This is a genomic window from Sphingobium sp. FG58, from assembly GCF_057809055.1.
On sequence record NZ_JBMDJF010000025.1, the window covers coordinates 17,512 to 28,852 of the forward strand.

Consider the following 11,341-nt stretch of genomic DNA (forward strand, 5'->3'; position numbering starts at 1 on the left):
GATTTCGATGGCACAGGCATTCGACATGGAACCGGTCGCTCGGCTCACCGCGCTGGAAGATATTCGTGTCCTGAAGGCGCAATATTGCCGCTATGTCGACACCAAGGACTGGAAGGGTTTCGCCGGGCTGTTTACACCGGATGCGATATTGAGCTTCCCTGAGAACAATCCCGATTGGGTCCCGATCAGGCAATTCCTCAAAGGCGTCGATCCGGCGCTTGCGGGCGGCATCAGCATCCATCACGTTAACTCGCCCGAAATAACCTTTTCCAGCCCCACTGAAGCAACGGGGATCTGGGCGATGCAGGATCGCCTTTTCTTTCCACCGGGCGTCCAGGGGCTCGCCAATGCGAGCCGGATCGTCGGCGCTGGCCACTATCATGAAAGTTACTGTCGGATAGGTGATCGCTGGCTGTTCGAACGGATCCGGCTAACGCGTTTGCATCTGGCGATCGAGACCCAACCGCGAACTATCACTTAGGAAAGCGATCTTTCCGATACCCGCGAAGAAGGACCGAACCGGTTTGAGATTGCGGTTTTTTCTACGCGAGATTGATCATGCGGTGCCGATGCCTGGACCGGTCAAGCTCGGAATTTACGTCGAACAACATTGTCGGGCGAGGATTAAAAACATGCGGCTTCAAGATAAGAAGATAGTCATAACCGGCGCCGCCGGCGATATCGGCAAGGCTACCGCTTTACGGTTCGCCGATGAGGGCGCGCGGTTGGCACTGATCGACCGCGATGGCGATGGCCTGCCAAAGCCTGCGGGATCACTGTCGTCGGCGTTGTTGCTTCAGGCCGACGTGACGAGCGAAGACGATCTCAAGCGGACAGCGGACACCGTTCGCGCCGAGTTCGGCATGATCGACGCCCTGTTCATCAATGCGGGAATCGAGCAATCCTATGTACCTGTCACCGAGATGGATAAGGCAACATTCGAGCGGGTCGTTGCGGTCAATCTCACCGGTGCGTTTTTGACAGCCAAGCATTTCCTGCCGCTCGTCGCCGACGATGGCAGCGTGATCTTCACATCGTCGATCGCTGCGATGACGGCGTTCCCCGCCTATTCCGCATATTCCGCCTCCAAGGCAGGCCAGATCGGGCTAATGAAGTCTGTCGCGCTTGACGTTGCGAACCGCCGCATCCGGTGCAACACGATCCATCCCGGACCGGTGCGAAGCAGAATGCTCGAGCGATCGGCTCCAGAGGGATCCGGCGGCGTGAACATCGAGCAATGGTTCGCCGGAATGGCCAGCATGGCGCGCATGGGACGACTGGTCCAGCCGAACGATGTCGCATCTCTCGCGCTGTTCCTCGCGAGCGACGAAAGCGCGATGATCAGCAGCCAAAGTATCGTCGTCGACGGCGGAATCGTCTGATCCGGTCAGCGTTGTTGCGGCCCAGTGACCGTTCACCGCGAGAAGCCGTTGCGCACACCGTTGGTGTGACGCGAGCATCGATTTTTAAGGAAAGGATGATCATATGGATGTCTTGGTGATTGGGGCGACAGGCTATGTCGGCTCCCACGTTGCCCGATCTTTCCGCGATCGGGGGCATGTGGTTACCGGCTTCGCCCGTGCTGATGCCAATGTTGCGAAACTGCACGAGGAAGGTTTCGGAGCCGTCAGCGGAAGCTTCGATGATCTATCCCATCTTGCAACACTGGTCGCCGATTTCGATGTCGTCGTCATGGCGGCGATGGCGCCGTTCGATCTCGAACTGGAGTTGATGCGCGCGCTGGTCGACGGTTGCACAAAAGGTCGAAGCCGCCACCTCCTTTTCACGTCCGGCTCGGGCGTCCTGTCCATTGAGTCGCTCGATGGCCGCTGGTCGCAATATACGTTCGCGGAAGACGACCCGTTTCCCTTCCCTGCCCGACCAAATCGCGCTGTCCGGATTCAGACGGAGGATCTTGTGCGGCAGGCATCCGGTGATCTTTTGAGCACCTATGTGATCAGACCACCGCTCATCTATGGGAACGGCGGTAGCATCCAGATTCCGCAGATATTCGAGTCCGCCCGGTTGACCGGTTCCGCCTGCTATCTCGGTCACGGCCTTAATCTCTATTCCGCTGTCCACGTTGAGGATCTCGCCGAAATCTATTGCCTGGCAATAGAGAAAGGTACGCCCGGCGCGTTATATCATGCGGTCAGTGGGGAAGCCAACTTCCGCACGATCGCCGAAGCGGTCGCGCAAGTTACGGGCTGCGAAGCCAAAAGCCTCGATTACGCAGCTGCCTGCGAATTGTGGGGTCCGTTCTGGGTCGATATCGCACTTGCGGTAAACAGCCGGTCGATCGCCAAGCGGACCGTCGCCGAACTGGGATGGGCACCCAGGCACATCGATGTCATCGACGATATCAGGAATGGCTCATATGCAGAGCGCTATCGGTCAGGCTTGGCCGAGTACAATTGGAAGAGCCACGGCTGACCACGATTAGGAATGATGGACCGTTTGCGCGGTTCATCAATTCCCAGGGTCAGCCTCTCGCCGATCTGGACGCCAGAAGGCTGGCGTCTTGCTGCAGCCGCACGTCACGGGAAATTCGCGCCCGATATTCTCGGGGCGTCAAGCCGGTGACTTTGCGGAAAGCGACCGAAAAGGCGCTCGGGGTATAATAGCCTAATTTGTAAGAAATGGTCTTCAGCGACAGGTTGCTCTCGGCCAGAAACGACTGCGCGCGCGCGATGCGGACTTCCTGAATAAAATCGAACAAAGTTCGATGCATCACCTTTTTGTAAATCTGCCTGACATAGCTAGCACCAAGGTTTAGCTCTTGCGCTACATCAGCCAATGTTGGGCAGCCATCACCGAAATCGTAGACGAAATTCTCAATGGCCTTGATGCGCTCCCTGACGATGAGTTCGCGCGGTTGTTCGTTCGCTCCCTTCCCGTTCGCTGACGCGCGAAACAGTTCAATAAAGATGAGACGGCAGCAAGCGTCGATAACGGCAATGCTGAATTCATTCGGGGAGATGATTTCTGCTGATATCTTATGCATTGCGCGATGAATATGATCGTTGTGGAAATTGAAATTGAGCAACTCCCCATCGAAGAATGCGCGATTTTTCTCACCTATAACGTGCTCGATCCAGCGCGGATCAATCTTCAATGACAGAGATCGAATGTTTTGAGCTGCATCAGAGACGGCGTATGTTTCGGTGTTCGGAGGAATGCACATCAATCTGCCGGTCGAATTCAAAGCGCCACCGAGACGACCAGCCGTGATCCGCGATGTACCAGACGAAAGGCGCAGACGCAGCTCGATGCCTTCTTCGCGCTTTGCCGCTTGGCCGCCGGGCATGTAACAACTATCAACAAGCCGTGCGCTGATGCCGGGCAGCGCCTGGTGTGTCAGCATTGTTTCAGTCCAACCAGTGACCACGCTGCCTCTCCTTGGTTTTCCGCTTTTTCCCTTTTGATTGCGCAACCAGTTGCGAGAATCAACGACGCATAATGAATGTGTTCATTTGGTGAACGGTTATCCTAGTCGGCCTGGTCGCGCCTGTTCCACAACGAGAGCAAGTAATGCACGATTGGTCTGGAAATGGATAAAGGGCGCTTTCCATCCTGCGATTTCGGCGCGCCCCAAGATTCGTCCGCATGGCAAAAACTTTTCCGATGTGCATCATGTTTGCCACGACTGATGATCGCCCTTCTCAAACCCCGAGTGCTCCTGTCATCTATGATATTGCCTGGCTTAACCGGTGGGTCGTCCACGCTAGAGGCGGCAGGAGTTGTAAATGAAAGTGGCAATTGCCGGAGACGCCATACTGACGCGCCCCGTCTCGCAAATCTCGCACCCGCGCGCGACGGCGATCTTCGATATTCTGCGGTCGGCGGATGTGGCCTTTTTGAACTGTGAGACGACGTTACACGACTATAGAGGGAAGGGAATTTTCCCAACTTTCGAAACCGGGATGGTTGCCATGCGGTCGCCGGTCGCTGTCGCGAACGAATTGGCGTGGCTAAACGCGCGATTGGTGGCGACGGCGAATAATCACGCGCTTGACTATAGCTATGGCGGTCTTGAATCGACTCATGGCGCATTGAAAGCGGCGGGAATAACGCACGCCGGAACCGGGCCGAGTCTCGCCGAAGCGCGTGCTGCGGCCTATCTGGAATGTCCGACGGCGCGCGTTGCTCTCGTTTCCATGTCAACTTCAGCGACCCGCGAAAGTCGCGCCAGCGACCCGTTTGACGGTGTGCAGGCCAGGCCCGGCCTCAATCCACTGGGTTGGCACTATGCCGTTGGGCGGGAGAGCATCGACACTGTAATCGAAATGGCGACGAGGCACGGTTTGTGGGTTGCCAGGATAGCGGCTGACTTGTGGGAAACCTGTCTTCCCGGCCTGCATAATAGTTTTATCCGATACCATGTCACGGACGAACCTGGCATCCGGATGGTACTTGATGCGCGTGACGTAGCGGGAAACCTGCGGTCCATGCGAAATGCCCGCGCCAATTCCGACATATTGATTGCACACATTCACAACCACGAATGGGATATCTCGTCAGGATCGCTTAGGACACCGCCGCCTTTCGTGGAAGAGTTCGCCCGGCAAGCTATCGATGCAGGTGCAGACGTGGTCGTCGCGCAGGGTAGCCACGCGCCGATCAGGGGCATCGAACTCTACCAGGGTAAGCCAATCTTTTATGATCCGGGAGACTTCTTCCTTATGACAGGCGATATCACCCGATATCCCCGTGAATTTTATGAGCGCCACTCGGAAGGCGTGAGCGTGCCCTTCGACGAAGCCCTACCCATAGACGGCAACGCCGCGCTTCATGCCTACTCCAGCCCTGTCACGCCCAAAGGCGGCTATTTTGGCGATTGGGAACCCTGTGGCGCCGTTGTCGTCCTCGACTATGACGCCGGTCAATTGCGTAGCGTGGAACTGCACCCCTTTACGCGAGACTTTTGTCTGGTGGACAGGCCTGCGTTCCGATCTGCGCTTGCTGGCTTGCCATTAAAACCCGACGTCGATCGAGCAGATCAGATCCTGGCCAGGTTCGCCGAACTGAGCAGCCCTTATGGAACCGTTCTAGAAATTGAAGATGGCCTGGGGCGGATCGTACTCGGACCTTGAACACGGTGGGCACCGGTAGCGGCGTATCACAATCGCCAATGAAAACGTGACGCATCACCGCTCGTGGGCCTGCATCGCCGCAGTTTATGAATGTACAGGTAGTCGAACGTCATTAAATCGCACTTAGCATGCGACTAAAAAATATGAGCAGGAGAAGTTCGTGTCGTTAATAATCGAGCCGCTTAGCCAGTCTTTTGTTGCTAGAGTGCGGGAAATTGACCTGAGCAACCCATTATCACCGGACGAAATCAAGGCGGTGGAGTATGCCATCTGGAAATATGGAGTGCTTTATTTCCCAAACCAGCCAATCACACTGGATCAACAGGTGGCCTTTGCGAGTGGTTTCGGACCACTGGACACGGGATTGCAAACGAAGTTGATGAACAAGACTGCCACACGGCTCAACAATGACGCCGTGACCGACATTTCCAATGTAGATGCGTGTGGCGACGTCGCGGCCCGCACGCACAAGATGACTCTTCTTAACGTCGGTAACGCATTTTGGCATACCGACTCGTCGTATGAGCATCGCCCCTTTCGCTACTCTATTCTCGCTGCCGTAACGGCGGTCAGTTGGGGGGGACATACCCAGTTCGCGGATTTGCGCGACGCTTACGATAGCCTCGACGAACGGACGAAGAACCTCATCGAAGACCGAAGCGCTGTTTTCTACTCACACAATACCCGGATACAACTGGGTATAGAAGATAGTCAGGACGAGTATCGGGCCTATCCTCCAGTACGCTGGCCGTTGGTGCGGACGCATCCGGGGTCGGGTCGCAAACTGTTGTGGATCGATAGCAAGGTGACAGAGATTTCTGGCCTGTCGGTGCCCGAAGGCCGTGCCCTTGCGCATGAGCTTCTCGAACATATTGGACAGCGTGAGCGCGTTTACAGTCACGAATGGTCACCGGGCGATGTGGTGATGTGGGACAATCGCTCTGTCCTGCATCGCGGTCGCCGCTTTGACCTGTCGGAGCGTCGGGAAATGCGGCGGGTATCGACAAAAGACGACAGCAGTTCGCTCGGGGAGGCATCGCTTCCGGTGTATCGCCACCATGGCTGATCAGGCCAGCGTTGCCGCTCCGGGCAAGGACTCTATGCGGGAAACCGTATCGTCGGGTGAATGGGATATCAGGGTCGAACTCGCGGCGTGCTACCGTCTGATGGCTCACTTCGGGCTCACCGATCTTATCTACAATCATATCACGGCGCGCGTTCCGGGAGATGAGCACCACTTCCTGATAAATCCATATGGGCTGCTCTACGAAGAGGTGACGGCGTCGAGCCTTCACAAAATCGACACCTCCGGAAACATCGTGCTGCGCGGGCATGCCGATCTGAACGTCAATCCAGCCGGCTTCGTGATCCATAGCGCCGTTCACATGGGGCGCGATGACGCCGGCTGCGTAATACATACTCATAGCAGAGCCGCAACCGCGGTATCCGCGATGAAATGCGGCATACTGCCGATTTCGCAGAGCGCGATGATGTTCTTCGAGCAGGTTAGCTATCATCCTTTCGAGGGGGGGGCGGTCAATCTCGAGGAACGGCAAAGGCTCGTGTCCGACCTCGGTTCAAATGATGTGATGATCCTGCATAATCACGGTACGCTCATGGTCGGGCGATCGGTTCGCCATGCGTTTTTGATGGCCTATCAGTTCGAAAATGCATGTCGCATTCAGGTCGACACAATGTCGGCCGCCGACATTATCCTCGCGCCCCGCGAGACATCGATACAGGTCCGTGAGGCCGCCCTCGACCCACGCTATGCGAATGATCTCAGCCTGGAATGGAACGCGATGCTGCGCCTTATGGACCGGGTACATCCCAATTATGCCAATTGAGGAAAAGGATATGACGGATCTGGAAGCCGCCGTTGAACGCTGCGTAGCCCATGAAGAAATTCGCCAGCTGATTGCGCGTTATTGCCACTATGTCCGCACCCGCCAGGTCAGTGCGATCTTGCAGTTATATACGCCCGATGGCGTGTTCGACATGCCCGCGAACATGGCTGAAGGGGGAGTCCGATCTGGCCAACACGCTATCGAGGAAACATTCCGGGACAATCTTGAGTCGATGGACCCCTGGCCCTTTACACATAATCATGTGATTGAAATGGACGGGCCGGATGATGCGCGCGGCTTCGTCTACACCGAGTTCAGGATCGGCTCCGACAAACTCAGATTGGGCTTTATCGGCGTCTATGAAGACCGGTATCAACGTGTCGACAATATCTGGAAGTTCCACACGCGGAAGCTGACGGCTGTGGACGTTCCCGCCTGACCCCTGCTCCCCATTCCCGGTATAGCGATATGGGGAACGGCTTCTAATCTGTAAGCGTGGGCTGGAGGCCGCAGATCAGGCAGCTTCGGCGATCGGTTGCTGATCTGGCTGCCAGTTCCATATGTGGACGGCTCCCTCTTGCAAGGGCTGAGCGGAAAATTTGATCGGATCGCTTGCTTCCATATGTCCGGCCTTTCGGTGCGGTCGCACGTGACCGCTGGCCAAGATGGTTTCCGCGGTGTGTGTTCCCAACACGGCAGCGGCCTGTGATGGCCACTGGAACTGACGGAGTGTCACACGCCTCGGATCGATCGATCGCACCATCTGCTCTCTTCATGCAAGATCACGGATCAGCTCAGTACGATAGCATTGATATTCTGCTCATCGTTCCTGGCTAATTCTATGCTGCTACCGCACTTGGCGCGGGCGGCGCGGCGCGTTGGTATCGCTCGCCGCTCACCATGAGTTTCCACGCGACACGTGCGGCTTTGTTAGCAACGGCAACCGCAACGAGCTTAGGCGATTTTCGTGCAATTAAGCCGATAAGCCATGGTGTGAGATTCCTGCCTCGCCCATTGCGGGCGTGCTGAACGACTGCGGTGGCTCCGACCACGAGCGTGCTTCTGAGAAGCTCATCACCAGCGCGCGTAATAACGCCGTGTCTTGTCTTGCCGGCGGTCGAGTGATCTTTGGGGGTCAGGCCCATCCATGCCGCAAAATCCCGACCGGATTTGAATAGATGCGGATCGGGCGTTTTCATTATGAGCAAGGTCGCGCCAATAGGTCCAACGCCGGGAATTTTGGCCAGTCGCTGACTACATTCGTCGTTGCGGTGCCATTCCATCAGCTTCGCGTCGATCCGTTCGATCTCGCACTGGAGCTGCGCATATTCCTTTCCCTGCAGCGCAAAAAGTTCGCGCGCCAAATCGGGTATCGCTTCATCTGCCGCGATGCGCTCGAGAAGCGGTACAACGCGACATGCACCCGTCGGCGCGGTGATGCCGAACTCCGCGCCATACCCTCGTATAGCGTTGACGAGCTGTGTGCGCTTCTGGATGAGTCTTTCGCGCACCCCGACCAACATGAGCGCCGCCTGTTGTTCTGCAGTCTTTACGGGAACGAAGCGCATTGTTGGGCGGCTTACCGCTTCGCAGAGAGCTTCTGCATCCGCAGCGTCGTTCTTGCCGCGCTTGACGTAGGGCTTCGCTAATTGCGGCGCGATCAACCTTACGTCATGCCCGAGCGATCCGAGAAGGCGAGCCCAATGATGTGAACTGCCGCATGCCTCGATAGCGACGAGGGTGGGTGGCAGCTTTTCGAAAAAGCGAACCATTTCCCGGCGCGTCAACTTCTTGCGCAGCACTGGCTTCTCCGCTGCATCGACGCCATGCAGTTGAAAAACGTTCTTTGACGTATCCATGCCTATGCGGGTAATTTGCTCCACGGGCGGCTCCCTTGATTGAGTCTTGCAACGCACTCACTCTGGCACATTGCGATGCCGTTGGGAGCCGTCCACCCCAACATGGCATGAGTTCATCCCAGCGCGCGGCAGGCCAGTCGCCAGCGATCTTGGCGATGACATCGGCGATATAGGCCTGCGGTTCGAGGCCATTGAGCTTGGCGGTCTCGATGACGGAGTAGATGGCGGCGGCCCGATCACCGCCCGCCTTTGATCCTGCAAACAGCCAGTTTTTGCGGCCCAGGGCAACGCAGCGCATGGCGCGCTCCGCAATGTTGTTATCGATCTCCAGGCGGCCGTCGTCGAGGAAGCGCGTGAGCGCGACCCAGCGTTTGCGGCCATAAGCGATCGCCTTGGCCATCTCCGACTTGGGCGAAAGACGGCGCAGCGCATCGTCGAGCGCCTCGTGCAGTTCGTCGATCAATGGCTTGGTGCGGTCCTGGCGGCTTTGTCGTCGGATATCGGGTTGCAGGCCACGAACATGTGCCTCGATCTCATAGAACTGACCGATACGTTCCAGCAGATCCGTGGTGAGCGGCGTCGGCTTGGTCGCGTGGATGTCGAATATCTTGCGCCGGAAATGCGCCCAGCAGGCGACCTCGGTGACGCGGTTGGTATCGTAGAGCTTGTCATAGCCGGCATAGCCATCCGCTTGGAGATAGCCGGTGAAACTGGCCAGCTGGCGTTGGGGATGCGCGCCGGTGCGGCCGGTGGTGAACTCATACCAGACCAGTGGCGGCGAGGTCGCACCAGAGCCGCGATCGTCGACGGCGTAGGCCCAGAGCCTGCCAGTCGCTGTCTTGCCACGTCCCGGATCGAGCATGGGGACCGGCGTATCGTCGGTGTGGATCTTCGAGGCTGTCAGCCCGACCTCACGGATGCGACTGATGATCGGGTCGAGCAACACCGATGCCTGACCGACCCAGCCTGCCAGCGTCGAGCGGTCGATCTCAATGCCCTGCGCGGCCATGATCTCAGCCTGGCGGTAGAGCGGAAGATGATGATCGAACTTGGAGACGACGACATGGGCCAGCGTGCCGAAGGTCGCCTTGCCCCGGGCGATCGCCTTTACCGGGGCGGGTGCCTGCACGATCTTCTCGCACGACCGGCAGCTATACTTGGGGCGGATGGTCCGAATGACGCGCCACTGCACCGGCACGGCATCGAGCATCTCATCGCTGTCCTGCCCCAGCGGCCGCAGCGCGCCGCCACAGTCGGGACAGGTGCAGTTGCCCTGCTCGGGCTCGATCCGCTGCTCCTCGCGCGGCAGATGGGCGGGCAGCGCCCGAACCGGCGACGGCCGATCGACGGCTACCGGATCGGCCCGGCGCGCGGCGGCGACGATGGCCTCGCCTTCGAGTTCTTCAAGGGCCAGTTCAAGCTGGGCGATCTGGGTATCGAGCTTCTCGGACGACTTGCCGAACTGCATCCGCTTGAGGCGCGCGATCTGCACGCGCAGCGTATCGATCAGGATATCGCGGACGGAAATATCGGCGCGGGCATCCGCCAATGCGGCTTCGAGCTCGGCGATCCGAGCGTCTTTATCAGGGGTGGAAAGGCCTGCGTCCGACACCGCGATTATATAGCAGATCGGTGGTCGCAACGCCAATGAAAGCGCCAGAAAATCGGCGTTTTACCCCGCCAATGAAGGGGTGAAAGTGCGTTCCGGTCGCCGCCAGTCGATGCCTTCCAATAGCATCGAAAGCTGGGCCGCCGTCATCACCACTGACCCGGTCTTGGTCGATGGCCACACGAACCGGCCCCGGTCCATCCGCTTCGAGAACAGGCACATGCCTTGCCCGTCATACCAGAGCAGCTTCACCAGATCGCCGCGCTTGCCCCGAAAAGCGAACAACGCACCGGAATGCGGGCTCTCCTCCAGAACCTGCTGCGTCATCACCGCCAGACCATCGAAGCCCTTGCGCATGTCGGTCGCGCCGCAGGCCAGGAATATCCGCGTCGATGGCGGGAGCGGGATCATCGCGCCAGAACGCCGATCACCCGCGACAGGGCATCGGCATCAACTGCGGCATCCACGGTCACCCTGATGCCCGAAGGCAGTTCGATCCCGATCAAGCCGGGGACGAGCGGTGCAATGGGTGCAGGCAACGCAGGCGGCTCGCCGATCCGGACTTCGGCAAAGGCTGGCTCGGGCAGCTTGCGAACCCCGGCAAGCTCACCAGACATCGCCTGCCGTCGCCATGTATAGATCGAACCGCTGCCGACGTCGTGGCGCTCACAGGCCGTCCGCACGCAGCCGTCGGGGCCGAATGCATCCCGCAATACGGCCAGCTTCTGTTCCACCGTCCAGCGCCGACGGCCCGACACCCGGCTAACGACCTCGATCCGACTACTCATACGATTACTCGTATGAGTAGTCGCCCGTTCGCTTGCTGAATCCTCGATCTCGTCCGACACCCGCCACCTCACTCAAAGAGCGGCAATCATCCGTAAGTGCCGACGGAAGGTGGCGTTGACGCGGCCTGTCAGGCTTTGCGGCGTT

At 58.2% G+C, this 11,341-nt stretch carries 11 protein-coding genes and 1 pseudogene; 7 read left to right on the top strand and 5 right to left on the bottom strand.

Features of this window, described 5'->3' with window-relative positions; all coding sequences use genetic code 11:
- Window positions 1-7: 7 nt before the first annotated feature.
- The 3 genes from ACODR8_RS18385 (at window position 8) to ACODR8_RS18395 (ending at window position 2,433) form a co-directional block, all read left to right on the top strand.
- Complete coding sequence (locus tag ACODR8_RS18385) at window positions 8-481, top strand: nuclear transport factor 2 family protein (protein WP_489008601.1); 474 nt, start codon at window positions 8-10, stop codon at window positions 479-481.
- A 151-nt stretch (window positions 482-632) separates the two neighbouring features.
- A complete protein-coding gene (locus ACODR8_RS18390; RefSeq protein ID WP_489008602.1) occupies window positions 633-1,382 on the top strand; it encodes an SDR family NAD(P)-dependent oxidoreductase in 750 nt (249 codons plus the stop codon).
- A gap of 103 nt (window positions 1,383-1,485) precedes the next feature.
- Entirely contained in the window at window positions 1,486-2,433 is a 948-nt protein-coding gene (locus tag ACODR8_RS18395; protein WP_489008603.1) for an NAD-dependent epimerase/dehydratase family protein, read from the top strand.
- 49 nt (window positions 2,434-2,482) lie between these two features.
- Here ACODR8_RS18395 and ACODR8_RS18400 read toward each other — a convergent pair whose 3' ends face one another.
- Complete coding sequence (locus ACODR8_RS18400; RefSeq protein ID WP_489008604.1) at window positions 2,483-3,388, bottom strand: helix-turn-helix transcriptional regulator; 906 nt, start codon at window positions 3,386-3,388, stop codon at window positions 2,483-2,485.
- Window positions 3,389-3,746: 358 nt separating this feature from the next.
- Between ACODR8_RS18400 and ACODR8_RS18405 the strand changes: the two genes are divergently transcribed.
- The 4 genes from ACODR8_RS18405 to ACODR8_RS18420 all read left to right on the top strand — a co-directional run bounded on the left by ACODR8_RS18405 (window position 3,747) and on the right by ACODR8_RS18420 (window position 7,379).
- Window positions 3,747-5,093, top strand: a complete 1,347-nt coding sequence (locus tag ACODR8_RS18405) for a CapA family protein (RefSeq protein ID WP_489008605.1) — start codon at window positions 3,747-3,749, stop codon at window positions 5,091-5,093.
- Window positions 5,094-5,253: 160 nt separating this feature from the next.
- Window positions 5,254-6,159: a TauD/TfdA dioxygenase family protein gene (locus ACODR8_RS18410; protein WP_489008606.1), complete on the top strand. Its 906-nt coding sequence runs from the start codon at window positions 5,254-5,256 to the stop codon at window positions 6,157-6,159.
- Window positions 6,152-6,940, top strand: a complete 789-nt coding sequence (locus ACODR8_RS18415) for a class II aldolase/adducin family protein (protein WP_489008607.1) — start codon at window positions 6,152-6,154, stop codon at window positions 6,938-6,940. The genes ACODR8_RS18410 and ACODR8_RS18415 overlap by 8 nt, the downstream gene beginning before the upstream one ends.
- 10 nt (window positions 6,941-6,950) lie before the next feature.
- Window positions 6,951-7,379, top strand: a complete 429-nt coding sequence (locus ACODR8_RS18420) for a nuclear transport factor 2 family protein (protein ID WP_489008608.1) — start codon at window positions 6,951-6,953, stop codon at window positions 7,377-7,379.
- 400 nt (window positions 7,380-7,779) lie between these two features.
- Here ACODR8_RS18420 and ACODR8_RS18425 read toward each other — a convergent pair whose 3' ends face one another.
- The 4 genes and pseudogenes from ACODR8_RS18425 to ACODR8_RS18440 form a co-directional block, all read right to left on the bottom strand.
- Complete coding sequence (locus ACODR8_RS18425) at window positions 7,780-8,823, bottom strand: IS110 family RNA-guided transposase (protein ID WP_489008609.1); 1,044 nt, start codon at window positions 8,821-8,823, stop codon at window positions 7,780-7,782.
- A gap of 79 nt (window positions 8,824-8,902) precedes the next feature.
- Window positions 8,903-10,420 (bottom strand): annotated as a pseudogene (tnpC, locus tag ACODR8_RS18430) (IS66 family transposase); the annotation flags it as partial.
- Between the two features lie 51 nt (window positions 10,421-10,471).
- Window positions 10,472-10,819, bottom strand: coding sequence for an IS66 family insertion sequence element accessory protein TnpB (gene tnpB / locus ACODR8_RS18435; protein WP_093021011.1), 348 nt, complete (start codon window positions 10,817-10,819; stop codon window positions 10,472-10,474).
- Entirely contained in the window at window positions 10,816-11,196 is a 381-nt protein-coding gene (locus ACODR8_RS18440; protein ID WP_489008610.1) for a transposase, read from the bottom strand. Before ACODR8_RS18440 ends, tnpB begins: the two co-directional genes overlap by 4 nt.
- Window positions 11,197-11,341: the final 145 nt, after the last annotated feature.

What these genes read in the sequence shown, in the direction of transcription:
- ACODR8_RS18390 (WP_489008602.1), top strand. Translation starts at nt 633, where the DNA reads ATGCGGCTTCAAGATAAGAAGATAGTCATAACCGGCGCCGCCGGCGAT.
- ACODR8_RS18415 (WP_489008607.1), top strand. Translation starts at nt 6,152, where the DNA reads ATGGCTGATCAGGCCAGCGTTGCCGCTCCGGGCAAGGACTCTATGCGG.
- ACODR8_RS18405 (WP_489008605.1), top strand. Translation starts at nt 3,747, where the DNA reads ATGAAAGTGGCAATTGCCGGAGACGCCATACTGACGCGCCCCGTCTCG.
- ACODR8_RS18420 (WP_489008608.1), top strand. Translation starts at nt 6,951, where the DNA reads ATGACGGATCTGGAAGCCGCCGTTGAACGCTGCGTAGCCCATGAAGAA.
- ACODR8_RS18395 (WP_489008603.1), top strand. Translation starts at nt 1,486, where the DNA reads ATGGATGTCTTGGTGATTGGGGCGACAGGCTATGTCGGCTCCCACGTT.
- ACODR8_RS18440 (WP_489008610.1), bottom strand. Translation starts at nt 11,196, where the DNA reads ATGAGTAGTCGGATCGAGGTCGTTAGCCGGGTGTCGGGCCGTCGGCGC.
- ACODR8_RS18385 (WP_489008601.1), top strand. Translation starts at nt 8, where the DNA reads ATGGCACAGGCATTCGACATGGAACCGGTCGCTCGGCTCACCGCGCTG.
- tnpB (WP_093021011.1), bottom strand. Translation starts at nt 10,819, where the DNA reads ATGATCCCGCTCCCGCCATCGACGCGGATATTCCTGGCCTGCGGCGCG.